The organism is Flavobacterium aureirubrum (assembly GCF_038739835.1).
GTDB lineage: Bacteria > Bacteroidota > Bacteroidia > Flavobacteriales > Flavobacteriaceae > Flavobacterium > Flavobacterium aureirubrum.
On the sequence record NZ_JBCGDO010000008.1, the window covers coordinates 79,650 to 105,779 of the forward strand.

The window sequence follows — 26,130 nt, forward strand, 5'->3', positions numbered from 1 at the left end:
TCTTTTTTTACCACTTGGCATAGGTTGGTGTTTTTGTTATTAATAAATAAGTTTATATCGCTACTTCTGTATTCGTTTTTATTGCCTCAACAAATACTTTGGCAGGCTTAAATGCTGGAATATTATGTGCAGGAATTTTAATTGTTGTATTTTTAGAAATATTTCTTCCTGTTTTTTCAGCTCTTGTTTTAATAATAAAACTACCAAAACCTCTTAAATAAACATTATCTCCTGTTTCTAATGAAGCTTTCACTTCTTCCATAAACGCTTCAACTGTTGCTTGAACATCTCCTTTTTCAAGACCTAATTTTTCTGAAATCTTTGCTACGATATCTGCTTTCGTCATTTTCTTTCGTATTTATAAATGTTATGTAATTTTTTTGAAGTTGCAAATATATGAATTAAAAAAACAATATTTCAAGCATAATCTATTAAAATTTAATCACATAAACATTTATTTTTACAAACCTAAATTCAGTTATGAAATTCTCCAATACATTAATTCATTGGTATTTACAAAACAAACGCGATTTACCATGGCGCAATCAAACAAATCCTTATTTTATTTGGTTATCTGAAATAATGTTGCAGCAAACAAGAGTTGCACAAGGATTGCCTTATTTTTTAAGTTTTACCAAAGCATTTCCCACTGTTTTTGACCTAGCCAACGCTCACGAAGAACAAGTTTTAAAGTTATGGCAAGGTTTAGGTTATTATTCGCGTGCTCGAAATTTACACCAAACCGCTAAGCATATTGCTTATGAATTTAACGGTGAATTTCCTAAAACATCGAAAGATTTATTGCAACTAAAAGGTATTGGCGAATATACTGCTGCTGCAATTGCTTCGTTTGCCTACAATGAAAATGTTCCCGTGGTAGACGGAAATGTGTTTCGAGTTTTGGCACGTTATTTTGATATCGATACCGATATTGCTTCAGCATCGGCAAAAAAAGAGTTTACACAAATAGCACAGCAATTGTTGCCAATTGGACAAGCTAATCTATTTAATCAAGCAATCATGGAATTTGGTGCTTTGCAATGTGTGCCTAAAAATCCTGATTGCAATATTTGTATTTTTAATGATAGTTGTTTGGCTTTGCAAAATAAAAAGGTAGGACTACTACCAGTAAAATTAAAAAAGACGAAAGTGACCAGCCGTTTTTTTAATTATTTGGTTTTTTTGGATGAAAATGATGATTCCATAATTACAAAGCGCACTCAGAAAGGAATTTGGCAAAATTTATATGAATTTCCGCTGCTAGAAACTGAAAGTGCTATAGCAGATGAGAATATCATTAGTTCAATTCAAAAGCAAGATTTTGTTTCAAATAAAATCACAGCTATTCATTTATATAATTCTGAGAGTATTGTTCATAAACTTTCGCACCAGCATTTAAATATAAAATTTTGGAAAGTAAAAGTAGAAGGTAAGATACAAAACGGAATAAACTGGAAATCAATAGAAAAAATGCCTTTTCCGATTGTAATTCATAATTTTATTAGTAGCCAATAGTTTTACGTTGCAAAAAAAGTAGTAAATTTGATTTAAGTAAATTTATAAAATAATGAGCGGCACATTAAATAAGGTAATGTTAATAGGTCATCTTGGTGATGATGTAAAAATGCATTATTTTGAAGGAGGAAATTGTATTGGTCGTTTTCCATTGGCTACCAATGAAGTATATATTAACAAGCAAACTAACGAGAAAATTACCTCTACTGAGTGGCATAATCTTGTGGTGAGAAATAAAGCGGCAGAAATTTGCGAAAAATATTTGTCAAAAGGCGATAAAATATTTGTAGAAGGCAGAATAAAATCACGTCAATGGCAAGCAGAAGACGGAACTACAAAATATACTACCGAAATTCAAGTGACAGAATTCACTTTTTTGACTACCAAAAAAGAGATGGACGGAGCAAAGCAAACTCCTAACTATGAGAATAAAGCTCCTAATTCAGAAATGCCCAACACTTCTAATCTAGAAAATGACTTGCCGTTTTAATTTTGTATAACTAATTTTTTTCTATTGGACTCTGAGCCCAGTTTTACTTTTCTTGCTTCAATTGATACCAATTTACTTTTTGGAATCATTGCGATTGTTTTCTTGTTATTTTGTTCGGCTATGGTTTCGGCTGCCGAAATTGCTCTTTTTTCGCTTTCACCAAAAGATATAAATATGTTAACTCAGCAAGATTTGGCGAAAGCAAACTTAATCACCAATTTACTTTCTCGGCCAAAAAAATTACTAGCAACCATTTTAGTTGCCAATAACTTCAGCCATATTGGTGTAGTTATCATTTTTTCCTTTGTGGGGAATGCACTTTTTGAAGCTGTTGATTCGCCATTGTTCAAATTTATTATAGAAGTAATCCTAATTACTTTTTTGATTTTATTATTTGGCGAAGTTTTACCAAAAGTGTATGCCAGTCGGAATAATGTAAAGTTTTCAAAGTTTATTGCAGTTCCCATTTCATTTCTCGATAAAATACTATCACCGATAAGTCTTCCGCTGCGGGTTGTAACGGTTTATCTTCACGAAAAGCTTGCAAAACAAAAAACGAATATTTCCGTTGATCAATTATCTCAAGCGCTCGAGTTGACCTCTTCTGATGATACAACATCAGATGAACAAAAAATTCTCGAAGGGATTGTGTCTTTTGGGAACACCGATACAAAACAAGTTATGAGTCCTAGAATTGATATATTTGCAATAGAAATTGAAGAAACTTTTGCCGAAATATATACCAAAATTGTTGATAAAGGTTATTCGAGAATTCCGGTTTATCGCGAAAATATCGATCAAATTGAAGGCGTTTTATTTGTTAAGGATTTAATTCCACATATTCATAAAAAGGAGTTTGATTGGAATAAATTAATGCGCGAACCTTTTTTTGTTCCCGAAAATAAAAAACTGGACGATTTATTAAAAGACTTTCAGAGTTTAAAAAGTCATTTGGCCATAGTAGTTGATGAGTATGGTGGCACATCGGGATTGGTTTCGCTGGAAGATGTAATTGAAGAAATTGTGGGTGATATATCGGATGAATTTGACGATGAAAATTTAAATTTCTCACAAATAGATGACAAGAATTTCTTGTTTGAAGGAAAAATTAATTTAAAAGATTTTTACAGAATTTTAGATGTTGATGAAAATGCATTCGAAAACTCTAAGGGAGAAGCAGAAACGCTGGCCGGACTTATTTTAGAAATCTTAGGAAATTTTCCTAAAAAAGGGCAAAAAATACATTTTACAAGTCTGTTTTTCACCATTGAATCCGTTGATAAAAAGAGAATAAAACAAATCAAAGTAACTTTAGAATAACTAAAATGATTAAAAAAATAATTGGTCTTTTTACGCTAGCAGTCTTCATTATAAGCTGTAAGAATGATGTATTGCCAAAACCAGCAAGTCAGCTACGGTTGGATTATCCTGAAGCTCGATATGCCACTTTTAACAACAATTGCCCATTTGAATTTGAAATAAATGACGATGTTATTATTAAAGAAGATAAAAATTGTGGTTTTACCATTCAATATCCCAAAATGAAAGCTACTATTTATCTCACTTATAAAACAGTCAATAACGATATTGCCTCTTTGTTGAGAGATGCACAAAATTTAACTTATAAATTGCATACGCAAAAAGCAGATGCAATCATGGAACAACCTTTTATAAATGGAGAAAGAAAAGTGTATGGAATGTTTTATGATGTTACAGGAAATGCCGCTACTAATTCCTTATTTTATGCTACAGATAGTATTAAACATTTTGTAACAGGATCGATATATTTTTACGCAAAACCCAATTTTGACTCGATTCTACCAGCAGAAAGTTATGTAAAAAACGATATGCAACGTTTATTAGAAACTATTAAATGGAAATAAAAAAGGAACTCACAGAGTTCCTTTATAAAAAGTAAAAAGCGTTTTTTTAATTTTCTGTAACCGCTACAACTTTGTACGTCTTTCCATCGGCTGTTGCTTGCACAGCGTTGGCAATATCTTTTGAGGAAAGGATTGCAGCATCAAAATTGACGATAGCTTCTTTTTTGTCAAAATCAACCGTGGCTTTTTGAATACCATCCATTCTTGAAAGTTTATTTTCAATAGTTTTAGCACAACCCATCGCACAAGTCATGCCGTCAATTTTTAGGTTGGCAGTCAATGGTTTTTGTTCAACTGTATTCTTTTTTTGAGTTTCAGTTGCAGTAGCTTTTAAATTATCAGGAAGCGGTTTACTTGCAGTATCTTTACAGCTTAAGAATAGAGTAGAAGCCGTTGCTAATAAAAATAAAGATTTGGAGAAATTCATTTTGTTTAATTTATCGATTATTTAATTAAGTAACACATTACAAAATTAGAGAAAATTAAAGTTTCAGATTCTTAAAATTTTTACAAAATTTACAAATTATAATCAGTGCAATGAAATCACAACAATTAAAATGGGTATTACTTGTAGCTCTTGCCCTAATTTGGGGAAGTTCTTTTATACTTATAAAAAGGGGATTGATTGCCTTGAGTCCTTTTCAAGTAGGTTCGCTTCGAATTATTTTTTGTGCCATTTTTCTTTTGATTATTGGGTTCAAAAGTCTAACGGCAATTCCTTCTGGTAAATGGAAATATATTGCTTTAACTTCGTTATTTGGCACGTTTATACCTGCCTATCTTTTTGCAATAGCACAAACTCAAATCAATAGCTCGGTAAGTTCAATATTAAATTCTTTGACACCGCTAAATACATTGATACTTGGAGCTGTTGTTTTTGGGCTAGATTTTAAACGAACTCAAATTTTCGGTGTGGCTGTAGGTTTTCTTGGAACGATTTTATTAATATTTAACGGAGCAATAAATCACCCAAATCAGAATTATTTCTACACTATTTTAATCATAATTGCCTCTGTTTGTTATGCTTTGAATGTAAATTTTATAAAAAAATATTTATCAGAAATTAAACCGTTGTCCATTACCACAGGAAATTTTCTTGTAATGTTGTTTCCGGCATTGTTAATTTTATTATTAACTGATTTTTCTACCATTATTTTTCATGAAAAAGTTACACACGCGATGCTATTTATTGCAGTTCTCGGAATAATTGGAACAGGAATAGCCAATATTCTATTTTATAAATTAATACAAATATCATCGCCTGTTTTTGCTACATCAGTAACTTATTTGATTCCTGTTGTTGCTTTTTTTTGGGGATTATTAGATAATGAAATGCTCACGCCAGTTCAATTTTTAGGTGCTTTTGTAATACTTATTGGAGTTTATCTTTCGAGTAAGAAATAAAAAAAGACCACTATTGCTAATGGTCTTTCTAAAAATATATAAGTTAATTACCTACTGAAAATCAGCATCAGAAACTCCTTCATTGATTTTAACATCAGATACAATGAAATTAAGTTCAAAACCTTGATTGATAGAAATTAAATAGGGAAATTTAATTCCTTTCACTTCTCTATAATCACCATAATTGGTTGTAACTGTCATTTTTTGGTCACCTTGCTCTAGTGTTTTGCTCTCGCCAACTTTTAGACCAGATTTAACATCGTAATATAAAGTTGTTTTACCATCTTTTACAATATAAGCGTCACTACCGTTGAAAGGCTCAATTCCGTCTACTGTTAGACCATTTTTTTTCAATAATGTTAATTCGTCAAATAATCCTGATGAAGCTTTTTCTTCTGCAAATTCTTCAGCCGTCATTTCTTTTCTTTGACCTTGAGCAACAGAGTAACCTCCTTTTTCAGTCATAACTTGTTTTGATAATTCGCCCATTCCTGCCATTGCAATAATCATAGATGATTTTCCTTTAGCATCTTTTTTCTGTGTCATTGAAATTGGTGCTGGCGCTTGAGGGATTTTTGCAGAACCTACAAGCATTGTGGTTTTAACACTTGCAATTGCTTTTTCTCCACCAATGGCCTTTAAATAATTATCTAAAACCGTCTTTACCGTAACTCCCGCTGGAACCGGTTTTTTCATAGCTGGCTTTTCTGTAGGATTCCCGAATTTGTCAAAATAGAGAATTGGTATTTTCAATTTTTCTAAACTTGGTAAAACATCAGTAGCTTTTCCAACAATTACAATTCTAGCGTTGTCTGCTAAAAAATATTTGTTGGCAACTCTCATAATATCATCTGCTGTAACTGCATTGATATTTTTGATATAGTTTTCATAAAAATCGGCTGGCAATTTTTGTGTTTCTTTTCGCAAAGCATAGGTTGCTACTGTTTGTGGCTTTTCAATTTGCATTACAAATCTTCCCACATATCCTGCTTTTACATTAGCCAACATTTCGTCTGTAACTTTTTCAGTTCTCAATCTTTTGAATTCTTTGAAAATTTCGGTAACGGTGCTGTCAGTTACCATGTTTCTAACTTGGGTTGTTGCTTCAAATTTTGAAGTGTATTTGCTTCCCGAAACCGATGACCTTGCTCCATAAGTCCAGCCGTGAGCTTCTCTCAAGTTCATGTTTATATAGCTGTTAAAATCGCCACCTAAAATTTGGTTGGCTACAATCGCCGCAAAATAATCTGGGTCAGTCATTTTTAGGTCGGTCAAATTCCCAACCGATACTTCAGATTGCACCGCGTTTGGCATATCCACAAAATTAATTTGAGTGTAAGCAACATCTTTTGGTTCAGAATAACTAACCTCTGGCGCTTTTTCTGCTTTCCAGTTACCAAATAATTTTTCAACTGTTTTTTGAGTTTCTTTTGCATTTACATCGCCAACAATTACCAAGTAAGCATTTGCTGGAACAAAATAAGTGTCATAATTCTTTTTTACGTCTTCTAAAGTTACATTTTTTAAAGTAGCTTCGCTCAAAAATTCTCCACTCGGATGGTCTTTACCAAAAGTCAAGAAATCGCCAACCCTAGCAGCAACAGCGGCAACACTTTTTTCTTCGGTTTTTAACGACTCTATCATTTTTTCTTTTTGCTTATCAAATTCTTCTTGAGTAAAATTGGGGTTTAATGCACCATCAGCCATTAATTCTAAAACTCTTTTTGAATATTTTGACAAGGCATTAGCGGTAGCGCCATTTGATCCAAAATTTATGCTTGCACCTAAAAAGTCAACTTCTTCGTTGAAAGCATCTTTTGAAATTTTGGTTGTTCCGCTACCAATCATGGCACTTGTCATATCGGCAACTCCTTTTTTATCACCTTCTACGTATGGCAAATTATCGATGCTCAAACTGAAAGAAACCCTAGGAAGTTTGTGGTTTTCTACTACCAAAACAGTTAATCCGTTTGCTAATTTGAACGATTGAGGTTTCCCAATTTTTATTGTTGGAGCTGGTCCTGGTTTTGGTTGAGCAATTTTGTGTTTATTTTCAGTCTTTATTTCTAATCCATTTTCTTTGAAGGTTTCTGGATTCTCTTTTTTTGGCTGAGGTGTATTTTGTGCTTGCATAGTTAAAGTTAAAAACAAGCTTGATAGAATAACTAATGATTTTTTCATAATGAATATATTTTAGTTTTGAGCTTTGTCTTTTGATGGTATATAATCGAGTAATAATCTTTGATTAGGGTTGAGGTATTTTTTGGCAACATCTCTAATTTCTTCTCTGGTAATAGAACGATAAATATCTATCTCTGTATTAATAAGATTTATATCACCATACAACATATAAAAAGTAGCTAAATTGTCTGCGATCCCTTCAATAGTTGAGTTTTGGTTCACAAATTGGTTTTCATATTTGTTTTGTAATTTTTGCATTTCTTTTTCAGAAATTAGTTCGTTTTGAAGTTTTAGGATTTCCTCGTCAATCTCTCTAATAAAATCTTCACTAGTGTTTGGAGCTTGTGGTAAACCATAAATAATATAAGTTCCATAGTCTTCTTGATTAAAACTAATGGCACCTAATTCCAAAGCTACTTTTTTATCATCAACAATTTTTTTGTACAATCTTGAGCTTTTGCCATCAGATAAAATGGTAGAAATCATGTCTAAAACTCGAGCGTCTCTCGTTTTCATAGATGGAGTTCTATAAGAAGAAATTAACATTGGTAATTGTATGTTTGGATCTTGAAATTCAGCTTTAATAGTTGTTGTAATTGGAGCTTCGGTATAGGTTTGTCTTGTAATTGGAGTTCCTTTTGGAATTGCACCAAAATATTTTTGAATCCATTTTTTGGCTTGGGCTTTTTCAAAATCTCCTGCCACTACCAAAACGGCATTGTTTGGAATATAAAACTTTTTAAAGAAAGCTTGAAATTCTTCTAGTTTTGCAGCATCTAAATGATCCATAGAACCTATAGTTGCCCAGCGATATGGATGCACTTTAAACATATTTTTCTTTACTTCGGCAAGAATTTGACCATAGGGTTGATTGTCAACACGTAGCCGTTTTTCTTCTTTAACCACTTCGTTTTGAGTATCAACTCCTATTTGATTAATCACTGGGTGATACATTCTTTCTGCCTCCATCCATAATCCTAACTCAAGATTATTTGAAGGGAAAACTTCATAATAATAAGTTCTGTCATCAGTAGTATTGGCATTGTTAACACCACCATTACCTGTTACAATTTTAAACCATTCTCCACGTTTAATGTTTTCAGTTCCTTCAAATAATAAATGTTCAAAAAAGTGGGCAAATCCAGTTCTTTCTGGATTTTCATCTTTTGCACCTACATGATACATAACGGATGTTATTACAACCGGCGCAGATGGGTCATTGTGCAAGATAACGTGCAACCCGTTAGGTAAATCGTACTCCTCAAAAGCAACCTTTTGGGCATGAGCTGTTCCTCCAAGCATAAGCAATGCACTTAAAGCGATTAGTGATTTTTTCATAAAAAATTTAAATTTTTTGTTCAGTTGATTTATTAGTTAACAAACTATTTAATTTGTTACATCAAAAGTACTTTAATTTAGTTTGGGTTGTTAAAAATTTAAAATTTCTTAACATTTTTATGCTCTAAAAGCAAAACAGAATTTTTTTTCACAAAGAGTTGTGTGTAAAACAAATAATAGTATATTTGCAACCCGAAAAGTCGGGATTTAATAATTAACTAAATAGTATTGTTATGTACGCAATCGTAGAGATAGCAGGGCAACAATTTAAAGTAAGCAAAGACTTAAAGGTTTATGTTCACCGTTTGGCTAATGAAGAAGGTTCAAAAGTTTCTTTTGATAAAGTTCTTTTAGTAGACGATAATGGAAACATTACTTTAGGCGCCCCAGCTATAGAAGGTGCTTCAGTAGAAGCCAAAGTGTTACAGCACTTAAAAGGAGATAAGGTAATCGTCTTCAAAAAGAAAAGAAGAAAAGGTTACAAAAAAAGAAATGGACACAGACAATCTTTAACACAAATTGTGATTGAAGGTATTTCTGCTACAGGCGCTAAAAAAGCTGCACCAAAAAAAGCAGTTGTTGAAGCTGATGCTACTGATGTTGCTGAAGAAGCACAAAAAGCAAAAAAAGCTCCAAAGGCTAAAAAAGAAGATACACAAGATTAATAACAATATAAAACTTATACGTCATGGCTCACAAGAAAGGTGTCGGTAGTTCTAAAAATGGTAGAGAATCAGAATCGAAACGTTTAGGCGTAAAGATTTATGGTGGTCAAGCTGCAATTGCTGGTAATATCATTGTTAGACAAAGAGGTTCTAAGCACAATCCAGGTGAAAATGTTTACATCAGTAAAGATCACACTTTGCATGCAAAAGTAGATGGAGTTGTAAAGTTCCAAAAGAAAAAAGATAACAAATCATTTGTTTCTATTATTCCATTCGAAGCATAAATAGTACGCTCGTTTAAATTCAAAACCCGTTTACCTCAGTAAACGGGTTTTTTCATTTCTGCAAACAAAAAACCCTCACAATCTAGCAAGGGTTTTAGTCTTAATACTTAGTACCTTAATCTTAATACTAATATCTGTAATATTCTGGTTTGAATGGTCCTTGAACTTCAACACCAATATATGCTGCTTGATCGTCTCTCAACGTTTCTAATTCAACACCCAATTTTTCAAGATGCAATGCAGCTACTTTTTCATCTAAATGTTTAGGTAACATGTAAACTTCATTTTTATAAGCCGCACAATTAGTCCACAATTCGATTTGAGCTAAAGTTTGGTTAGTAAAGGAGTTACTCATTACAAAACTTGGGTGACCAGTTGCACAACCTAAGTTGACTAAACGACCTTCAGCAAGGATAAGAATATCTTTTCCGTTAATAGTATATTTATCAACTTGTGGTTTGATTTCTACTTTAGACGCACCGTGGTTTTTGTTCAACCATGCCATATCAATTTCGTTATCAAAGTGACCAATATTACAAACGATAGTTTTGTCTTTCATTTGTTCAAAATGACTACCCAAAACAATGTCTTTGTTACCAGTTGTAGTAATGATAATATCTGCAGTTGCGATAACAGTATTTAATCTTTTTACTTCAAAACCGTCCATGGCAGCTTGTAAAGCACAAATTGGGTCAATTTCTGTAACCGTAACAATAGAACCAGCACCACGGAAAGAAGCCGCAGTTCCTTTTCCAACATCACCATATCCACAAACAACTACTCTTTTTCCTGCCAACATAACATCGGTAGCACGACGAACCGCATCAACTGCTGATTCTTTACAACCGTATTTGTTGTCAAATTTAGATTTAGTAACTGAATCATTAACGTTGATAGCTGGCATGTATAATGTGCCGTTTTTCATTCTTTCATATAAACGATGAACACCTGTTGTAGTTTCTTCTGACAATCCTTTGATTCCTGGAATTAACTCTGGGTAACGATCAAAAACCATATTGGTTAAATCACCACCATCATCCAAAATCATGTTTAAAGGTTTTCTATCTTCACCAAAGAACAACGTTTGCTCTATACACCAATCAAAAGATTCTTCGTCCAAACCTTTCCAAGCATAAACTTGAATTCCTGCAGCAGCAATTGCGGCAGCAGCTTGATCTTGGGTAGAGAAAATATTACAAGAAGACCATGTAACCTCTGCTCCAAGGGCAATTAATGTTTCTATAAGAACCGCAGTTTGAATTGTCATGTGAAGACAACCTGCAATACGCGCTCCTTTTAATGGTTGGCTCGCGCCATATTCTGCACGAAGTGCCATTAATCCTGGCATTTCTGCTTCTGCTAACTCAATTTCTTTTCTTCCCCACGCCGCCAAGTTAATGTCTTTAACTTTGTAAGCTACAAAAGGTAATGTTTGTGTACTCATCTATTATGTATATTTGTTTTTAAATTGCGTCCAAATTTACAACATAGCTTAGAATTAAAAAAGTGTTTTCTGTTTTTTTATTATTTGTTCACTTGCTTAATTTTCTGAATTACAATTAGATAATTTAATTATACTCATGCCATTATTCCGAAAAAGTAATATCAACGTGTTCACCACGATTTTTGTATGGAAAATCACGGAAACTTACAATGAGTTGTTTGATAGTGTTCAACTAAACGATAATTCGCTAATAAGGTTGGAAGGAATGAAATCAGAAAGTCATCAAAAAGGGTTTTTGAGTGTAAGAAGATTATTGATGGAAGCTGGATATTCGGATTTTGATTTATATTATGACGAGTTTGGAAAACCACATTTGAAAGATGGTAAGCACATCTCTATTTCCCATTCTCACGATTTTTCTGCGATAGCAGTCAGCGAGGTAGTGCTTGGCATTGATTTAGAAATCAAAAAAGAAAAAACACTAAAAATTGCACCGCGTTTTATGGATATCGCTCATCTTGAAAGTTTATCCTATGAAGATAAAATTCAGAAGGCAACAGTAGTTTGGGGAATAAAAGAAGCAATTTTTAAAATCAAAAACGAAAAAGGGATTAGCTTTCCTGAACATATTTTTGAACACGATTTTTTATTACAAGATAAAAAGTGCAAGGCAGAATTGCGATTTAACAACACCGTATCACACTTTGATATTCTTTTTGATTTCTTCGAAGAGTATATTTTTGTTTGCGCTTTTAATTCCAATTCAGGTAAAAAATAACATGAAAGACATTTATCAAAACCTACTTTCAGCTGTATATCAGAATAAAAAACTGCTAGCCATTCTTCTTGATCCAGACAAGTTAGATTTGGAACAAACAAAAGAAGTAGCTTCAAAAATAAATCAATCGCCAGCCACACATATTTTCGTTGGTGGAAGTTCTTTTAATGGAAATCATCTATGCGATTTAATAAGGATTATAAAGCGAAATAGCCCATTGCCAATTTTACTTTTCCCAGGAAATTCAAACCAAATTTCCGCAGAAGCAGACGGAATTTTATTTTTACAATTGCTCTCAGGACGAAATCCGGATTATTTGATTGAGCATCAAATTAAGTCGGTTCCTGTTTTAGAAAAAACCAATTTAGAAATCATTTCAACTGGATATATTTTAATAGAAAGTGGCAGTGAAACCGCTGTGGAGCGAGTAAGCAGAACCAAACCTTTAGACAGACGCAATCACGATTTTGTTTCTCAAACAGCCAAAGCAGGAGAATTAATTGGCAACAAACTTATTTATCTCGAAGCAGGAAGTGGTGCAATAAATGCCGTTCCTTTAGAAATGATTTCAAACGTTGCGAAAAGAATTTCAATTCCTTTGATTGTTGGTGGCGGCATTCGGTCGAGAAAAGCTATAGATGATGCCTTCAATGCAGGCGCAACAATGGTTGTTATAGGAACAGCATTTGAAAATTACCCTAACTTTTTTGACTAATGTTCGATCTCCTTTTTGCTCAGTATAAAAACTACCCCAGCTATGAAATTACATTAGAGCTAACAGCTATTTTTTTTGGTTTGCTAAGTGTTTGGTTTGCTAAAAAAAACAACATTTTGGTTTTCCCAACAGGAATTATCAACACGGCCATTTATGTTTATTTGCTTTGGAAATGGTCTTTGCTTGGTGACATGATGATCAATTTTTACTATGTCATCATGAGTATTTATGGATGGTATCATTGGACACGAAAGAAAGAAGCGGTAGTTCAATTTCCCATTTCGGTGATGACTTTGTCAGAAAAGAAAACAGCACCAGTCATTTTTATTGCAACTATTGTTTTTGTAGTAGCTGTTTACACATTTTTTGATAAATTTACCCATTGGACATCTTATTTGGATATTCTAGTTACAGGAATTTTCTTTGTGGGAATGTGGCTAATGGCAAAGCGGAAAATCGAGAATTGGATTTTATGGATAATAGGTGATTTAATTTCCATCCCAATGTATTTTGCCAAAGGGTATACTTTTACCAGTATACAATATTTAATTTTTACAATTATTGCCGTTTATGGCTATTTAGAATGGAAGAGAATTTTACAAGAAAAGATAATTTAGCAAAAAAATATGGATTTACCGAAGCTGATTTTAAACAAATTGAAGCCCACGGCATTTCACTCGATAAAATAGAGGGAGAGTTGTTGTTATTTCAAAACGGAATACCAAACATTTATCTCGAAAAACCAGCGACTATTAATGATGGTATTCGAAAACTCAGCAAAGATGATTTTCAACAATTTGCTAATTTATTTGACGCCAAAAAATCAAATTTTAGACTTAAAAAGTTTGTCCCTGCTTCTGGAGCTGCCACGAGAATGTTTAAATTCCTGAATGAATTCTTAATCGAGTTTTCTCCCGAAACCGAAACCATCAATGCCTACATCAATAGAAAAAAAGATAAAAATCTTCCCGTTTTTTTGGCAGGAATTGAAAAGTTTCCCTTTTTTGAGGAAGTTAAATCACAAGTAAAACAAATTGTCGACAACTATTACTCCTTAGAAAGCCACGAGAAAAGCTATCATTTTATCAAAACCATGCTGGCTGCTGACTATTTTGATTTTGCCAATAAACCAAAAGGAGTATTGAATTTTCATAAATATGACACGCATATTGCCACACCGGTTGAGGAACATTTAAACGAATGTGCCTACTATGCTTCCTCTAATGCGGTATCTCATTTGCATTTCACCATTTCAGAAAACCATGAAGAATTGTTTCACAAAATTGTGGACGACGTAAAAGAGCAAGTTGAAAACAAAGCCAATATTAAACTCCACATTAGATATTCTTATCAAGACAAAAGCACCGATACCATAGCGGTTACTATGCAAAATAAGCCCTTTCGCAACGAAAAAAATGAACTAGTTTTTCGTCCTGGCGGGCATGGCGCACTAATAAATAACTTAAACGGTCTTACTGCCGATATCGTTTTTATTAAAAACATAGATAACATCATTCAAAATCATATTGAGCAAACTACTTTGTATAAAAAAGCATTGGGTGGTTTATTAATTGAATTGCAGGATAAAATTTTCGATATCCTTTTTGCCATTGATAATCAAAAAGTAGACAGTACTACTATTAAAGCTATTTTCAACTTTATGACCCAAGAGTTGAATATCATTATTGATGAAGATTTCTTTAAATTTACCCTTGAAAACCAGATTGAGTTCATAAAACAGAAATTAAACAGACCAATTCGTGTTTGTGGAATGGTAAAAAATGAAGGCGAACCTGGCGGCGGACCTTTTTGGGTGAAAAGCGGCAAAGGAACTATTTCGTTACAAATAGTAGAAAGTTCTCAAGTTGATATAAACAACCCGGCACAAGCGAAGATTTTATCAAAAGCCACACATTTTAATCCCGTAGATTTAGTTTGTGGCATCAATAATTACAGAGGCGAAAAGTTTGATTTACTGCAATTTGTTGATAACAGTACCGGATTTATTGTTCATAAAAACAACAAAGGGAAAGAATTAAAAGCCTATGAATTGCCCGGTTTATGGAACGGCGCGATGGCAAAATGGATTACCGTTTTTGTTGAAGTACCCTTAGTTACTTTTAATCCCGTGAAAACGGTCAACGATTTATTAAAACCGGCCCATCAACCACAATATGAAAACTGATATACTACTTTCGGAGTTACAATTTAAAGCCGTAAGAAGTTCAGGTGCTGGCGGACAAAACGTGAACAAAGTTTCGTCAAAAGTAGTGCTGACATTTAATTTAAATACTTCTAAAGCCTTCTCAGAGGAAGAAATCGAATTACTTAGCCACAAACTAGCTACTAAATTAACAGCTGATGCTATGCTAATTTTAAATTGCGACGAAGACAGAAGCCAGCTGCGCAATAAAGAAATAGTGACCAAACGTTTTTTAAAATTAATACAAAATGCTTTAATTGTACCCAAAAAAAGAAAACCAACCAAAATCCCACGTTCAGTTATCGAGAAGCGAATCAAAGCCAAACGCAACCTCTCTGAAATAAAACAAAACCGAAGAAAGCCTGATTTATAGCATAAAAAAAGCATCCTTTTACGGATGCTTTGTTATTTAAGGTGTTGGTGGAGTTGGCGGAGGTGTTTTTGGCACTAGCAATTTAAATTTATCAATTTCTACATTCAAACGCGTGATTACCTCTGTAATTTTTTGACTATCGGCAGGTGGCACAAAACGCTGCAAACTTTCAAGGTCGTTTGTCATTCTTTTATAATTTGCCGTTGCTTCTTTGCGCAATTTGTAAAACGGAGGCACATCGGTCAATTCCGCCGCTGCATCGTTTCGAGTGGCATAGAATTCTTTAAACTTGTTGTTGTTTGTTTCCAAATAATCTAGCGTAGGAGCTAATTGTAATGTAGCCAACTCATCACTAGCATGATTACGAACATCGAGCACAAGACTGCTAATGCTGGCGGTTTCTTTGTTATAATTAAAACGAATGAGTTGTCCGCCACCATGCTGGTCTATAAAAGTCATTAATTTATTAGCTGCCGCCGAAAATCCTACGTTCTCATCATCAAAAGTATAACCAGTTACTATCCATCTCAATTTTGTAAACGCGCGATCACGACGTTCGTCCAACAAAACAATTTGCTTAGTATCCTCGGTAAGCGTTTCTTTTTTAAATGAATCTAACAATATCGGGCGTTCTGCTGCTAGCTTTGCGATAATACCAGCGGCGAGAGGTTCGGTTTGTACAATGTTTACGCTATTTTCAATAAATTGATAAAAATCGCCATTGTTTAATTTTGTAACTGCAAAGGAATTAACTTCGTTCATAACAAGTAGATTTTAGAATTATTAAAAGCTAAGTTACAGAAGAATAATTATTTATCAAAATAAAAAGTAAAAAAAAAGTGTCAAAACCGAGTACACTCCTCCGAAATGCCCAAACAGAACTGCGAGAGCCTTGCGGAGTGCTACGGAAGCCCCAAACAGAACTGCGAGAGCCTTTCGGAGTGCTACGGAAGCCCCAAACAGAACTGCGAGAGCCTTGCGGAGTGCTACGGAAGCCCCAAACAGAACTGCAAGAGCCTTGCGGAGTGCTACGAAAGCCCCAAACAGAACTGCGAGAGCCTTGCGGAGCACTACGGAAGCTTCCTGCAGTTTTTTCACTGTTTTTTTTATTGTATCGAAAACAAATTCCTGCTCAGCCATCCTTGGTAATGCCAATAATCAAAGCCAAACGCAACCTCTCTGAAACAAAACAAAACCGAAGAAAGCCTGAGTTGTAAATTTCAATAGCAATGGCAAAAATTAATGGCAATACAAAAAAAGTCTTACTACTTAATACTACAATCTTAATACTTTCTTATATTTGCCTCGTCTCAAAAGGGGTGCTCTACTAAGGGCTGAGATTATACCCAATGAACCTAGAACAGGTAATGCTGTTTAGGGAAAAGTGACAAAACAGAGTGCACGCTGACTTTGTCACAGGAAACAAACATTTTTTATTTTTTAACCAAAGAATAATTACCTCTTTTTATTCGTATAATTTATTTTACGAATGGAATTATTATTTAAAAAAAGTACGAAGTACGAAGTGCGAAGCACAAAAACCAGAACAATCTCTTGTTCTATTTTCTTTTCTCTATTTTCTTTTCTCTCAACAGCGCAAGAAAAGCCACAAGACACTACCAAAGTCAATGCGCTCAATGAAGTAACGGTATCCTCGGTTAGAGCCAAAGGCAAAAACCCAATTACATTTACCAATTATTCTAAAGAAGAAATTGCACCGCGAAATCTGGGTCAAGACATCCCAGTACTTTTAAATTTTTTACCCTCGGTAGTCTCCACAACCGATGCGGGAAACGGAGTGGGCTATACCTATCTGCGCGTTCGTGGCTCTGACGGTTCAAGGATTAACGTAACGTTAAACGGAATTCCGTTTAACGACAGCGAAAGTCAGGGCACATTTTTTGTGAACTTACCCGATTTTGCTTCCTCGCTCGAAAGTGTGCAATTGCAACGCGGTGTTGGAACTTCTACCAATGGTGCTGGTGCTTTTGGCGCGAGTTTAAACATGCAAACTAAATCGTTTCAGGAAAAAGCCTATGCCGAAATTGCCAATTCGGCCGGAAGTTTTGGTACGCGAAAACATACGTTGTCCTTTGGCACAGGGTTGCACAACAACTTTGAAATGAATGCGCGCTTGTCTAACATTGCTTCCGATGGTTTTATTGATAGGGCTTCAACTAACATGACGGGCTACTTTTTTAATGCCAATTATATCACCGAAAAACGACAAATTAAATTCTTTGCTTTTGGCGGAACAGAAAAAACCTATCAAGCATGGTATGGTCTTGAAGATCCAGAAAAACTAGAAAACGACCGAACCTATAATATTGCAGGAATGTATACTGATGAATTTGGCAACACACAATTCTATGATGATGAAACTGATAATTATACCCAAAATCATTTTCAGTTGCATTGGTCTGAAAAATGGTCCGAAAAATGGATTTCAAACGCGGCCTTGCATTACACCATCGGGAAAGGTTATTTTGAACAATACCGCGAAGATGAAACATTAGCCGATTATAACTTACCCGATTTTAATGGCAATTCAATTGCTGATTTAGTTCGAAAAAGATGGCTCGATAATGATTTTTTTGGGGCTACTTTTTCTTTAAATTATAGAACGCCCGACACCGATATTTTAATTGGTGGCGCGGCAAATCGTTACCTGGGTGACCATTTTGGCGAAGTAGTTTGGACACAATTTTATACGCCCGATGAAAACAGGTATTATGATAACATTGGGAATAAAGACGATGTGAATTTTTATGCCAAAGCATCGCAACAAGTAGGTAAAGTAAATGTTTTTGCCGATTTACAATACCGAATGGTTTTTTATGAAGCTACGAGTTTCCGATTTGACGATGTAAACGATAGGTTTTTATTCTTTAATCCAAAAATGGGTTTAAATTATCAACTCAATGAGAAAAATTCGTTTTACGGATTTTTTGGTGTTGCCAATAAAGAACCACGCCGCGATGATTATGAAAACGGGAGTACAAGACCAGAGCGATTGTTGGATTATGAACTTGGATGGAAATACAATTCTAAGAAAGTAAATTTTACTGCCAATGCATTTTACATGAATTATAGAGACCAATTGGTTTTAACGGGTGCGCTGAACGATGTAGGTTCGCCAATTTTTACCAATAGTGGAAGCAGTTACCGTTTGGGTTTAGAAATCGAGTCGTTGATTACACTCACAAACAAGTTAGCGCTTAATCCTAACATAACGTTAAGCCAAAACAGAAACAGAGACTTTAATTTCCAGCGAGATGGTGTTTTACAAAATTTAGGAAATACCGATATTGCCTTTTCGCCAAGTGTTATTTTTGGAAATAGATTTACCTATCAACCTTCAAAAACGGTTCAGGTTTCCTTATTTTCAAAATATGTAGGCGAGCAGTTTATGGGTAATATCGATTCGCAAAACTCTGTTCTAGATGCTTTTTTTGTCAATGATTTAAATTTTACTTACCAATGGAATATCAATAAAGGGCTGAAATCAATCGTTTTTTCAGCACTAATCAATAATATTTTCAATGTAGAATATGAGTCTAACGGCTTTTTCTACACCTTTGATGATACAGACAGTTTAGGAAATATAACCACATTTGAAGGTGCAGGATTTTATCCTCAAGCCGGAATTAATTTCTTGGCTGGAGCTACGTTGCGGTTTTAGGAAGTAAGAAGAAAACGCCTTTAAAGCCACTTGTGCAGTAAAGGCGTTTTTTAATTGGTAACACTTAAAACAGTTCCGTTTAGAATAACGCGATATTGTCTCATGGGATAAGGTTGTCCAGCACTTTGTCCTGAGTATAAACTGTAAACAGTATCATCACAGTCGCAAGTGGCATCAATAGCTCCAGGTGGAATCGTCATTGGGGTTGTACACAAGTCGAAAGCAATATTTGGGCAAGCTAAATCATAAGCAACAAAACCACTTCCGGTATTAAAAACTACAATACCTCGCGCGCCTTGCGAAAAATCTATAATTCGATTTCCAGGAAATTGTAAGTTGCTATTGGCAGGAAGATTTAAGTTTATTTGCAGATTGACTGGAAAGTTCGGAATATTTGGATTGTTGTTATTAATATTTCCGCCGTCACAACTAAAAGCAAAAGGGATAATCAGTAGTAAAAACAAAATTTGTTTCATATATTTTTTTTTAAATTCAATAGTGTAACAAATTTAAATTAATTAACTTTGAAAAACCTTACTTATAGGGAACAAAATTGAAATAGTTTAAAAAAAGAGTATCTTTGTAAAAAGAAATCCCGTTGCTATGGGATTTTTTCTATTTATATAAATAATGAAATTATGAGTACAATATCGTATTACACCGCAGAAGGATTAAAGAAATTGAGAGAAGAATTAGACCAATTAAAAAGCATAGAAAGACCAAAAGCTTCTCAAGCCATTGCTGAGGCAAGAGATAAAGGGGATTTATCTGAAAATGCAGAATATGATGCTGCTAAAGAAGCACAAGGCATGCTAGAAATGAGAATTGCTAAATTAGAGGAAGTATATTCCAACGCTCGTTTGATTGACGAGTCGCAATTAGACGTTTCTAAAGCATTGGTTTTGTCGAATGTAAAAATTAAAAATCAAGCGAACGGAATGGAATTAAAATATACTTTAGTTGCAGAAAGTGAGGCCGATTTAAAAACAGGGAAAATATCTGTAAGTTCACCAATTGGCAAAGGCCTTTTAGGGAAAAGAGTGGGAGAAATTGCAGAAATTAGCGTTCCTAACGGGAAATTGAATTTCGAGATTTTAGAAATTTCTAGAGACTAAACATAGAGTGTTCAGTAGTCAGTTTTAAGTAATCAATTTTTTATGAGTTCAATATTTTCTAAAATAGCCAGCGGAGAAATTCCCTGTTATAAAATTGCTGAGACCGAAGATTATCTGGCTTTCTTGGACGTAAATCCAAATGCAAAAGGACATACTCTTTGTATCCCGAAACAAGAAATTAACAAGATTTTTGACATGGAGGAAGCACTTTATTTGGGATTGATGAAATTTTCAAGAGAAGTAGCTATTGCATTAGAAAAAACGGTTCCTTGTAAAAGAATAGGCGTTGCTGTGGTAGGTTTGGAAGTGCCACATACTCATGTGCATTTAATTCCATTACACGATATGGATGATATGCGTTTTCAACGAAAAATTGCTTTAACCAAAGAAGAGTTTGAGGATTTAGCAAAAGCTATTCAGCAACATTTATAAAATTAAATCTCGTGAACAACGAGATTTTTTTATGCCTTTTTGAAACTGACTTGCATCGTTGTTCCTTTATCAATTTCAGAATTCAAAACTTTTATTTTCCCTTTGTGGTATTCTTCTACAATTCTTTTTGTTAACGATAATCCTAAACCCCAACCGCGTTTCTTTGTAGTAAAACCAGGTTCAAAAATTTGATTGAATTGACTTTTTGGAATTCCTTTTCCTGAGTCTGCTACTAAAATATTGACCAATTTATCATCATCTTCAATTATTAAGGTCAGTTTCCCTCTTCCTTTCATGGCATCGATGGCGTTTTTAACTAAATTTTCTATTGTCCAACTGTGTAACGCTGGGTTTAAAGAAACTAGGATAGGATTTTTAGGCGCTTTAAATGAAAAAGTCACTTGGCTAGAAAATCGCGATTGTAAATAGTCGAATGACTGTTGCGTTTCTTCAATTATATCCCTTTTTTCTAGAATAGGCTCAGAACCAATTTTTGAAAATCTATCGGTGATTTTTTGCAATCGGTTGATGTCTTTTTCAATTTCGGTAATAGTGGTTTCATCTACATTATCGGCTTTCATGATTTCGAGCCAACCGATTAAAGAAGATAAAGGCGTGCCAATTTGATGAGCAGTTTCTTTTGCCATTCCGGCCCAAAGCTTGTTTTGGGTAGCCATTTTTGTGGTTTTGTAGAAATTATAGACTAAAGCTCCAAACAAAAAGATAATTAATAATAAGGCAATAGGGTAATATTTCAATTTGTTAAGCAATGATGAATTTCCATAATATAGATACCAAAATTTGCCTGGATTAGACTCTATGATAATTGGATTATTTTCTTTTTTTAAAATTTCTAAATAATCTTTAAGTTTGGCTTTGTCATTAGAAATATTTTCATCAATATTAGTGTGATTTATAATTTCTCCCTTTTCCGTTAAGATAATGGGTATGGTTTTGTTATTACTCATTATTTTCAGTGGTAATGCAATATCATCTGTTTCTGGATTGGCATTATTAAAAGTTTTTAAACTTTCTGCCCAAAGTTCCATTTTGACACGTTCTTCATTCTTGAAAATTTGAAAAAAAGTATAAGTATTCCACAAAATCAAACTTACAATGACAAACGAAGCCATGATGATAATCCAACGGGTAATATTTCTTTTTTCGGAAAACTGCATTTAGAAAATTTTTATAAATATAACAAAAGTTGTAAAGTTTTATCTCAACTCTATAATAGTAATTTTAAAACGGTGTATTTTTGTAAAAACAATAAACAAGATGCTCAGTTTCGAACCACATACGCTATCACCAGCGCAATTACAAGGCTATTTGCAAAGTGCGGTTGCGCCAAGACCAATAGCTTTTGCTAGTACTATTGATAAAAATGGCAAGCCCAATTTGTCGCCTTTTAGTTTCTTTAATGTTTTTAGTGCCAATCCGCCAATCTTGGTTTTTTCGCCTGCACGACGCGTGAGAAATAATACAACCAAACATACACTAGAAAACTGTGAAGCTACTAGAGAAGTAGTAATTAATGTGGTGAATTATGACATTGTGCAGCAAATGTCGCTTTCTAGCACTGAATATCCTGATGGTGTGAATGAGTTTATAAAATCGGGATTGACCATGTTACCTTCGGACATGATAAAACCCTATCGTGTGGCTGAAAGTCCAGTGCAGTTTGAGTGCAAAGTGAATGAGATAATTGCTCTAGGAAATCAAGGTGGTGCAGGAAATTTAGTTATATGTGAAGTGGTAAAAATTCATATTAGCGAAAAAGTGTTGGACGAAAAAAATATGATTGACCAACACAAGATTGATTTGGTTGCACGACTTGGTGGCAATTGGTATTCACGTTCCAATCAAGGGTTGTTTGAAGTCGAAAAACCATTGGTAACACTAGGAATTGGAGTAGATGCTATTCCTGATTTTATCAAAAAAAGTGCTGTTTTTGACGGCAATGATTTAGGTAAATTAGGGAATATAGAAGCATTGCCAACACAAGAAGAAATTACTATATTTGTAAAACAAAATTTTGCGGTTAAGGGTGTTTTAAGTTCCGATGACGAGCAAAAAATACACGAAAAAGCAAAAGAATATTTGAACAATAACGACGTACTTTCGGCTTGGAAAGTACTTTTAGCAAAACAATAATTATGGAAGTAACCGGAAAAATTAAAGTGATTAATGCAGAGCAACAAGTTAGTGCTAGCTTTAGAAAAAGAGAATTAGTGGTAGCGACAGAAGAGCAATATCCACAGTTTATCAGCATTAATTTTGTGCAAGATAAATGTGATATGTTAAACAATTACAATGTTGGTGAAGCAGTTAAAGTGTCTATCAACTTAAGAGGAAGAGAATGGCTTAGTCCACAAGGTGAAACAAAATATTTTAATGATATTCAAGGTTGGAGAATTGAGAAGCTGCAAGCAGAATTGCCAAATGCAGCCATGCCTCCAATGCCACCAGCTGAAGCTTTTGCTCCAGCAACTGATTTTAAAGAAGAAGAACACGACGATTTACCTTTTTAAAAAGATATAAGTCAGAAGATATAAGTCGGAAGTTTGAGCGTAGCACTTGAATTTCTGACTTTTTCGTTAAAATTGAATTTTGAAATTGAACAATGTACTTTTTAACTAAAGAATTATATTTTCCGCCAGTTGACGAAGCTTCTTATGAAGGCATTCTAGCAGTTGGTGGTGATTTATCATCAGAACGACTTTTGCTGGCCTATAAAAATGGAATTTTTCCTTGGTTTGATGATGACGAACCCATTCTTTGGTGGTCGCCACCGCAAAGGATGGTTGTTTCACCAAAGTTATATAAAGTTTCAAAAAGTAGTAGAAATTTAATTAACCGAAATAAGTTTCAAATCACGTTTAACAAAAATTTTTTTGCCGTAATTCATAATTGTCAGCAGATTGAACGTAAAGAGCAAAATGGAACTTGGATTACTGATAGAATTATTTCTTCCTATACTGATTTGCACAAAAAAGGAATTGCAAAATCGGTCGAAGTTTGGGAAAACGATGTTTTAGTTGGTGGATTATATGGCGTTGATTTGGGCCATGTTTTTTGTGGCGAAAGCATGTTTTCTAAAGTGCCTAATGCCAGCAAAATTGCTTTTGTTTGGCTGGTGAATTACTTAAAAGTAAACAATTATAAATTGTTGGATTGTCAAGTGCACAACGACCATCTTGAAAAATTAGGTGCTTTTGAAATATCAAGAGAAGCTTTCATAAAGATTTTAAAATCAGAAGAAATTAACTTCTCTTCCAACACTGGATTAAATGATCATTAACCATTCCTGTTGCTTGCATATGAGCATACATCGTGGTTGGACCTATAAATTTAAATCCACGCTTTTTTAAATCTTTACTAATTTTTTCTGCCAACGGTGTATAAGCTGGAACTTCATTTAAAGTTTTAAAATGATTAACAATAGGTTTACCTTCAACATAGTTCCAAATAAATTTTGAAAACGAGCCAAATTCTTCTTGCACTTTTAAAAAAGCTTTAGCATTACTAATCGCCGATTTTATCTTTAGTGTGTTTCTAATAATACCTGAATCTTTCATTAATTCTTGAACTTCATAATCGCCAAAAAACGCAATTTGATGGTAATCAAAATTGAGAAATGCTTTTCTGAAATGCTCTCTTTTTTTCAGGATTAAGTGCCAGCTAACACCAGCTTGAAATGTTTCTAAAATTAAAAATTCAAATAGTTTTTGATCATCATAAACGGGATTTCCCCATTCATTGTCATGATAATCACGATATAAATCATCTTTTTCGCACCATGCGCAGCGTGTCTTAGTTTCCATCTTTGGCTAAATACTTTTCAATTAAATAATGTCCCAAATAAATCATAGGTGTCATTACAACCGCAATAACAAGTTTAACGCTATATCCAGTAAATCCAGAAATTACATAGGTTTTTGTGTCCATAATTCCGGGCAAATAAAAGGCAATTCCCAGTACAATAAAACTATCAAACAGTTGAGAAATCATCGTCGAGCCAGTGCTTCTTAACCAAATCATTTTGTTTCCCGTTTTCTTTTTCACGAAGTGAAAAACAGTAACATCAATAAGTTGAGAAACTAAAAATGCTGCGATACTTCCCACAATGATTAACTGACTTTGTCCAAAAACAGCCTGAAATTCTACTGTAGAAACTGAACTTATTCCAGTGGAAGGAATTTTGATTGCAAGAGATAAAATAATAAAAGTATAGGCAATTAAGCAGGCTGTGATTAAGGAAAGTTTTCTAACGCCTTTCTCGCCAAAATATTCATTGATTAAATCAGTGGTGATAAAAACAATTGGCCAAGGTAGAATTCCAATACTCATTGGAACGCCAAAAACGTCAATTAATTTTCCGCCAATTAACTCTGCTACAATTGCATTGGTAATAAAAATTCCAGCCAATACAACGTATACAGTGTCTTTTCTTGATTTAAACATACTATTCAAATAATTTCAAATGTACTTTTTTTCTTAATAGGATTATATAAATTTAAAATGCCTTTATTCGTAATTTAATTTTCATGTATTTTAAACCGAAGAACATTTTAAAAAAGAATAAAATCAAAGGTATGTTTAACATTAGTTTACGGTAGATACATTTTTTCTTATGCTACCTTTGCAATGGTTTGAGATTAATCAATTTTTAACTATTCAATAAATTTTAATACGTACTATTTTTTTAACGCGTCAGATTTTATAAACAGAAAGAAAAGAGTATTTTTCTATTTAATTGGTTTTAATTTTATGAGTCAAATAACTACAGTTACATTTTTTAAGGTTGTAAATTTGTCAAATAAATGGTGGGCATTTTCACAAATGCAACTCGGTCACCGAAAATTGAAAAGTTCCGATGGTTTGCTTTTTTATAAATTATTAGGTTCTGGTGCTAAAAATGGATTTAGTGCAACGCCTAATTTTGGCACGTATGCCCTTTTTTCAGTATGGGAAAATGAGGATAAAGCACAATTTTTTTTTAATAAAAATTCTTTTTTTAATACCTATAAAAAGCGCAGCTCAGAACTATTTACAGTGTATTTAAACTCAGCTGAGGCACATGGTTATTGGGACGGAATTCAGCCATTTGAGAAAACGGCAAAATTAGAAATGGACAAACCCATCGTAGTTTTAACTAGAGCAAGTATTCGTTTTAAAAAGCTTTGGTCTTTTTGGAGTAAAGTTGGTATCGTAAGTCAGAGTTTAGAAGGTTACAAAGGAGTGATGTTATCCATTGGTGTGGGCGAATGGCCGTTAATTCAACAAGCAACAATTAGTATTTGGAAAACACAAGCAGAGATGCTTGATTATGCTTATAAAAATCCAAAACATAGAGAAGTGGTTATATTGACACGAAAATTAAATTGGTACAAAGAAGAAATGTTTGCCCGATTTGTTCCCTATAAATTTGAAGGAATTTGGGATGGAAAAAATGTTGAAAATTTTGTCTAGGTCATTAAGTAAACAATGCATTTTTGGAATGAATTGTGATTATTTCGTTTATTAACGTCATATAATGTTATATCTAATAGAAATAAGAATAAACCTTAAAGTTTTAAATAATTTCTGAAAACAAAAGTAAGCCTAATGATGCCACAATTTGACTAT

29 protein-coding genes are annotated in these 26,130 nt (G+C 33.7%); 19 read left to right on the forward strand and 10 right to left on the reverse strand.

Annotated features, from left to right (window positions below; translation table 11 throughout):
• Positions 1 to 52: 52 nt before the first annotated feature.
• Positions 53 to 346: an HU family DNA-binding protein gene (locus WFZ85_RS07995; protein WP_342695762.1), complete on the reverse strand. Its 294-nt coding sequence runs from the start codon at positions 344 to 346 to the stop codon at positions 53 to 55.
• Positions 347 to 480: 134 nt separating this feature from the next.
• On the opposite strand from WFZ85_RS07995, the gene mutY reads away from it, so the two are divergent.
• Genes mutY through gldD form a run of 4 tightly spaced genes read left to right on the forward strand, consistent with a single transcriptional unit; the run spans position 481 to position 3,888 of the window.
• Positions 481 to 1,515, forward strand: coding sequence for an A/G-specific adenine glycosylase (mutY, locus tag WFZ85_RS08000; protein WP_342695763.1), 1,035 nt, complete (start codon positions 481 to 483; stop codon positions 1,513 to 1,515).
• Between the two features lie 52 nt (positions 1,516 to 1,567).
• Positions 1,568 to 2,005: a single-stranded DNA-binding protein gene (locus tag WFZ85_RS08005; protein WP_342695764.1), complete on the forward strand. Its 438-nt coding sequence runs from the start codon at positions 1,568 to 1,570 to the stop codon at positions 2,003 to 2,005.
• 24 nt (positions 2,006 to 2,029) lie between these two features.
• The gene (locus WFZ85_RS08010) at positions 2,030 to 3,325 is read left to right on the forward strand and encodes a gliding motility-associated protein GldE (RefSeq protein WP_342695765.1); all 1,296 of its coding nucleotides are present in this window, start codon (positions 2,030 to 2,032) and stop codon (positions 3,323 to 3,325) included.
• A gap of 5 nt (positions 3,326 to 3,330) precedes the next feature.
• The gene (gldD, locus tag WFZ85_RS08015; protein ID WP_342695766.1) at positions 3,331 to 3,888 is read left to right on the forward strand and encodes a gliding motility lipoprotein GldD; all 558 of its coding nucleotides are present in this window, start codon (positions 3,331 to 3,333) and stop codon (positions 3,886 to 3,888) included.
• A 46-nt stretch (positions 3,889 to 3,934) separates the two neighbouring features.
• Here gldD and WFZ85_RS08020 read toward each other — a convergent pair whose 3' ends face one another.
• A complete protein-coding gene (locus WFZ85_RS08020) occupies positions 3,935 to 4,315 on the reverse strand; it encodes a heavy-metal-associated domain-containing protein (RefSeq protein WP_342695767.1) in 381 nt (126 codons plus the stop codon).
• 110 nt (positions 4,316 to 4,425) lie between these two features.
• Between WFZ85_RS08020 and WFZ85_RS08025 the strand changes: the two genes are divergently transcribed.
• Positions 4,426 to 5,292 (forward strand): DMT family transporter, encoded by an 867-nt coding sequence (locus WFZ85_RS08025; protein WP_342695768.1) that lies wholly within the window; start codon positions 4,426 to 4,428, stop codon positions 5,290 to 5,292.
• A 51-nt stretch (positions 5,293 to 5,343) separates the two neighbouring features.
• Here the strand turns inward: WFZ85_RS08025 and WFZ85_RS08030 are convergent, their stop codons facing one another.
• Together WFZ85_RS08030 and WFZ85_RS08035 are read right to left on the reverse strand one after the other, a co-directional pair.
• Entirely contained in the window at positions 5,344 to 7,473 is a 2,130-nt protein-coding gene (locus tag WFZ85_RS08030) for a M16 family metallopeptidase (protein ID WP_342695769.1), read from the reverse strand.
• Positions 7,474 to 7,485: 12 nt separating this feature from the next.
• Entirely contained in the window at positions 7,486 to 8,811 is a 1,326-nt protein-coding gene (locus tag WFZ85_RS08035; RefSeq protein ID WP_342695770.1) for a M16 family metallopeptidase, read from the reverse strand.
• Positions 8,812 to 9,044: 233 nt separating this feature from the next.
• Here WFZ85_RS08035 and rplU point away from each other — a divergent pair, with 233 nt between their 5' ends.
• Together rplU and rpmA are read left to right on the forward strand one after the other, a co-directional pair.
• A complete protein-coding gene (gene rplU, locus WFZ85_RS08040) occupies positions 9,045 to 9,476 on the forward strand; it encodes a 50S ribosomal protein L21 (RefSeq protein WP_342695771.1) in 432 nt (143 codons plus the stop codon).
• A gap of 23 nt (positions 9,477 to 9,499) precedes the next feature.
• Positions 9,500 to 9,760: a 50S ribosomal protein L27 gene (gene rpmA / locus WFZ85_RS08045; protein ID WP_342695772.1), complete on the forward strand. Its 261-nt coding sequence runs from the start codon at positions 9,500 to 9,502 to the stop codon at positions 9,758 to 9,760.
• 127 nt (positions 9,761 to 9,887) lie between these two features.
• On the opposite strand, the gene ahcY is transcribed toward rpmA, so the two are convergent.
• A complete protein-coding gene (gene ahcY / locus WFZ85_RS08050; protein WP_342695773.1) occupies positions 9,888 to 11,204 on the reverse strand; it encodes an adenosylhomocysteinase in 1,317 nt (438 codons plus the stop codon).
• A 136-nt stretch (positions 11,205 to 11,340) separates the two neighbouring features.
• Here ahcY and WFZ85_RS08055 point away from each other — a divergent pair, with 136 nt between their 5' ends.
• The 5 genes from WFZ85_RS08055 to arfB are packed head-to-tail and all read left to right on the forward strand — an operon-like array spanning position 11,341 to position 15,273.
• Positions 11,341 to 11,982 carry a 4'-phosphopantetheinyl transferase family protein gene (locus WFZ85_RS08055; RefSeq protein ID WP_342695774.1) on the forward strand — a complete coding sequence of 214 codons (642 nt, stop codon included), beginning with the start codon at positions 11,341 to 11,343 and terminating at the stop codon, positions 11,980 to 11,982.
• A gap of 1 nt (position 11,983) precedes the next feature.
• Positions 11,984 to 12,697, forward strand: coding sequence for a phosphoglycerol geranylgeranyltransferase (locus WFZ85_RS08060; RefSeq protein ID WP_342695775.1), 714 nt, complete (start codon positions 11,984 to 11,986; stop codon positions 12,695 to 12,697).
• Positions 12,697 to 13,314, forward strand: coding sequence for a nicotinamide riboside transporter PnuC (gene pnuC / locus WFZ85_RS08065; protein ID WP_342695776.1), 618 nt, complete (start codon positions 12,697 to 12,699; stop codon positions 13,312 to 13,314). Before WFZ85_RS08060 ends, pnuC begins: the two co-directional genes overlap by 1 nt.
• A complete protein-coding gene (locus WFZ85_RS08070; RefSeq protein ID WP_342695777.1) occupies positions 13,281 to 14,882 on the forward strand; it encodes a DUF4301 family protein in 1,602 nt (533 codons plus the stop codon). The genes pnuC and WFZ85_RS08070 overlap by 34 nt, the downstream gene beginning before the upstream one ends.
• Entirely contained in the window at positions 14,872 to 15,273 is a 402-nt protein-coding gene (gene arfB / locus WFZ85_RS08075; RefSeq protein ID WP_342695778.1) for an alternative ribosome rescue aminoacyl-tRNA hydrolase ArfB, read from the forward strand. The genes WFZ85_RS08070 and arfB overlap by 11 nt, the downstream gene beginning before the upstream one ends.
• Before the next feature lie 36 nt (positions 15,274 to 15,309).
• Here arfB and WFZ85_RS08080 read toward each other — a convergent pair whose 3' ends face one another.
• Complete coding sequence (locus WFZ85_RS08080; RefSeq protein ID WP_342695779.1) at positions 15,310 to 16,035, reverse strand: DUF6261 family protein; 726 nt, start codon at positions 16,033 to 16,035, stop codon at positions 15,310 to 15,312.
• 727 nt (positions 16,036 to 16,762) lie between these two features.
• Between WFZ85_RS08080 and WFZ85_RS08085 the strand changes: the two genes are divergently transcribed.
• Positions 16,763 to 18,955 (forward strand): TonB-dependent receptor, encoded by a 2,193-nt coding sequence (locus tag WFZ85_RS08085; RefSeq protein WP_342695780.1) that lies wholly within the window; start codon positions 16,763 to 16,765, stop codon positions 18,953 to 18,955.
• A 50-nt stretch (positions 18,956 to 19,005) separates the two neighbouring features.
• On the opposite strand, the gene WFZ85_RS08090 is transcribed toward WFZ85_RS08085, so the two are convergent.
• On the reverse strand, positions 19,006 to 19,431 hold the full coding sequence (locus tag WFZ85_RS08090) for a Rieske (2Fe-2S) protein (RefSeq protein ID WP_342695781.1): 426 nt from the start codon (positions 19,429 to 19,431) through the stop codon (positions 19,006 to 19,008).
• Between the two features lie 162 nt (positions 19,432 to 19,593).
• On the opposite strand from WFZ85_RS08090, the gene greA reads away from it, so the two are divergent.
• On the forward strand, positions 19,594 to 20,070 hold the full coding sequence (gene greA / locus WFZ85_RS08095) for a transcription elongation factor GreA (RefSeq protein ID WP_342695782.1): 477 nt from the start codon (positions 19,594 to 19,596) through the stop codon (positions 20,068 to 20,070).
• A 42-nt stretch (positions 20,071 to 20,112) separates the two neighbouring features.
• Positions 20,113 to 20,502 (forward strand): HIT family protein, encoded by a 390-nt coding sequence (locus tag WFZ85_RS08100; protein WP_342695783.1) that lies wholly within the window; start codon positions 20,113 to 20,115, stop codon positions 20,500 to 20,502.
• A gap of 29 nt (positions 20,503 to 20,531) precedes the next feature.
• Here the strand turns inward: WFZ85_RS08100 and WFZ85_RS08105 are convergent, their stop codons facing one another.
• The gene (locus tag WFZ85_RS08105) at positions 20,532 to 21,680 is read right to left on the reverse strand and encodes a sensor histidine kinase (protein WP_342695784.1); all 1,149 of its coding nucleotides are present in this window, start codon (positions 21,678 to 21,680) and stop codon (positions 20,532 to 20,534) included.
• 100 nt (positions 21,681 to 21,780) lie between these two features.
• On the opposite strand from WFZ85_RS08105, the gene WFZ85_RS08110 reads away from it, so the two are divergent.
• The 3 genes from WFZ85_RS08110 to aat all read left to right on the forward strand — a co-directional run bounded on the left by WFZ85_RS08110 (position 21,781) and on the right by aat (position 23,803).
• A complete protein-coding gene (locus tag WFZ85_RS08110; RefSeq protein WP_342695785.1) occupies positions 21,781 to 22,656 on the forward strand; it encodes a flavin reductase family protein in 876 nt (291 codons plus the stop codon).
• A 2-nt stretch (positions 22,657 to 22,658) separates the two neighbouring features.
• Positions 22,659 to 23,033: a DUF3127 domain-containing protein gene (locus tag WFZ85_RS08115; protein ID WP_342695786.1), complete on the forward strand. Its 375-nt coding sequence runs from the start codon at positions 22,659 to 22,661 to the stop codon at positions 23,031 to 23,033.
• A gap of 92 nt (positions 23,034 to 23,125) precedes the next feature.
• Entirely contained in the window at positions 23,126 to 23,803 is a 678-nt protein-coding gene (gene aat / locus WFZ85_RS08120; RefSeq protein WP_342695787.1) for a leucyl/phenylalanyl-tRNA--protein transferase, read from the forward strand.
• Here aat and WFZ85_RS08125 read toward each other — a convergent pair.
• Complete coding sequence (locus WFZ85_RS08125; protein ID WP_342695788.1) at positions 23,766 to 24,326, reverse strand: DNA-3-methyladenine glycosylase I; 561 nt, start codon at positions 24,324 to 24,326, stop codon at positions 23,766 to 23,768. The genes aat and WFZ85_RS08125 overlap by 38 nt on opposite strands.
• Positions 24,316 to 24,966 (reverse strand): queuosine precursor transporter, encoded by a 651-nt coding sequence (locus WFZ85_RS08130; protein ID WP_342695789.1) that lies wholly within the window; start codon positions 24,964 to 24,966, stop codon positions 24,316 to 24,318. Before WFZ85_RS08130 ends, WFZ85_RS08125 begins: the two co-directional genes overlap by 11 nt.
• A gap of 306 nt (positions 24,967 to 25,272) precedes the next feature.
• Between WFZ85_RS08130 and WFZ85_RS08135 the strand changes: the two genes are divergently transcribed.
• Positions 25,273 to 25,974 carry a DUF3291 domain-containing protein gene (locus WFZ85_RS08135; RefSeq protein WP_342695790.1) on the forward strand — a complete coding sequence of 234 codons (702 nt, stop codon included), beginning with the start codon at positions 25,273 to 25,275 and terminating at the stop codon, positions 25,972 to 25,974.
• The last annotated feature ends 156 nt before the right edge of the window (positions 25,975 to 26,130 follow it).

Bases quoted from the DNA above. Each gene is read 5' to 3' on its own strand.
- WFZ85_RS08090 (WP_342695781.1), bottom strand. From the start codon at position 19,431: ATGAAACAAATTTTGTTTTTACTACTGATTATCCCTTTTGCTTTTAGT.
- WFZ85_RS08030 (WP_342695769.1), bottom strand. From the start codon at position 7,473: ATGAAAAAATCATTAGTTATTCTATCAAGCTTGTTTTTAACTTTAACT.
- pnuC (WP_342695776.1), top strand. From the start codon at position 12,697: ATGTTCGATCTCCTTTTTGCTCAGTATAAAAACTACCCCAGCTATGAA.
- WFZ85_RS08085 (WP_342695780.1), top strand. From the start codon at position 16,763: ATGGAATTATTATTTAAAAAAAGTACGAAGTACGAAGTGCGAAGCACA.
- aat (WP_342695787.1), top strand. From the start codon at position 23,126: ATGTACTTTTTAACTAAAGAATTATATTTTCCGCCAGTTGACGAAGCT.
- WFZ85_RS08080 (WP_342695779.1), bottom strand. From the start codon at position 16,035: ATGAACGAAGTTAATTCCTTTGCAGTTACAAAATTAAACAATGGCGAT.
- WFZ85_RS08005 (WP_342695764.1), top strand. From the start codon at position 1,568: ATGAGCGGCACATTAAATAAGGTAATGTTAATAGGTCATCTTGGTGAT.
- arfB (WP_342695778.1), top strand. From the start codon at position 14,872: ATGAAAACTGATATACTACTTTCGGAGTTACAATTTAAAGCCGTAAGA.
- WFZ85_RS08055 (WP_342695774.1), top strand. From the start codon at position 11,341: ATGCCATTATTCCGAAAAAGTAATATCAACGTGTTCACCACGATTTTT.
- WFZ85_RS08115 (WP_342695786.1), top strand. From the start codon at position 22,659: ATGGAAGTAACCGGAAAAATTAAAGTGATTAATGCAGAGCAACAAGTT.
- WFZ85_RS08100 (WP_342695783.1), top strand. From the start codon at position 20,113: ATGAGTTCAATATTTTCTAAAATAGCCAGCGGAGAAATTCCCTGTTAT.
- WFZ85_RS08020 (WP_342695767.1), bottom strand. From the start codon at position 4,315: ATGAATTTCTCCAAATCTTTATTTTTATTAGCAACGGCTTCTACTCTA.
- ahcY (WP_342695773.1), bottom strand. From the start codon at position 11,204: ATGAGTACACAAACATTACCTTTTGTAGCTTACAAAGTTAAAGACATT.
- WFZ85_RS08130 (WP_342695789.1), bottom strand. From the start codon at position 24,966: ATGTTTAAATCAAGAAAAGACACTGTATACGTTGTATTGGCTGGAATT.
- WFZ85_RS08110 (WP_342695785.1), top strand. From the start codon at position 21,781: ATGCTCAGTTTCGAACCACATACGCTATCACCAGCGCAATTACAAGGC.
- WFZ85_RS08060 (WP_342695775.1), top strand. From the start codon at position 11,984: ATGAAAGACATTTATCAAAACCTACTTTCAGCTGTATATCAGAATAAA.
- WFZ85_RS08070 (WP_342695777.1), top strand. From the start codon at position 13,281: ATGGAAGAGAATTTTACAAGAAAAGATAATTTAGCAAAAAAATATGGA.
- WFZ85_RS08125 (WP_342695788.1), bottom strand. From the start codon at position 24,326: ATGGAAACTAAGACACGCTGCGCATGGTGCGAAAAAGATGATTTATAT.
- greA (WP_342695782.1), top strand. From the start codon at position 19,594: ATGAGTACAATATCGTATTACACCGCAGAAGGATTAAAGAAATTGAGA.
- WFZ85_RS08035 (WP_342695770.1), bottom strand. From the start codon at position 8,811: ATGAAAAAATCACTAATCGCTTTAAGTGCATTGCTTATGCTTGGAGGA.
- WFZ85_RS08105 (WP_342695784.1), bottom strand. From the start codon at position 21,680: ATGCAGTTTTCCGAAAAAAGAAATATTACCCGTTGGATTATCATCATG.
- gldD (WP_342695766.1), top strand. From the start codon at position 3,331: ATGATTAAAAAAATAATTGGTCTTTTTACGCTAGCAGTCTTCATTATA.
- WFZ85_RS08025 (WP_342695768.1), top strand. From the start codon at position 4,426: ATGAAATCACAACAATTAAAATGGGTATTACTTGTAGCTCTTGCCCTA.
- mutY (WP_342695763.1), top strand. From the start codon at position 481: ATGAAATTCTCCAATACATTAATTCATTGGTATTTACAAAACAAACGC.
- WFZ85_RS08135 (WP_342695790.1), top strand. From the start codon at position 25,273: ATGAGTCAAATAACTACAGTTACATTTTTTAAGGTTGTAAATTTGTCA.
- rplU (WP_342695771.1), top strand. From the start codon at position 9,045: ATGTACGCAATCGTAGAGATAGCAGGGCAACAATTTAAAGTAAGCAAA.
- WFZ85_RS07995 (WP_342695762.1), bottom strand. From the start codon at position 346: ATGACGAAAGCAGATATCGTAGCAAAGATTTCAGAAAAATTAGGTCTT.
- rpmA (WP_342695772.1), top strand. From the start codon at position 9,500: ATGGCTCACAAGAAAGGTGTCGGTAGTTCTAAAAATGGTAGAGAATCA.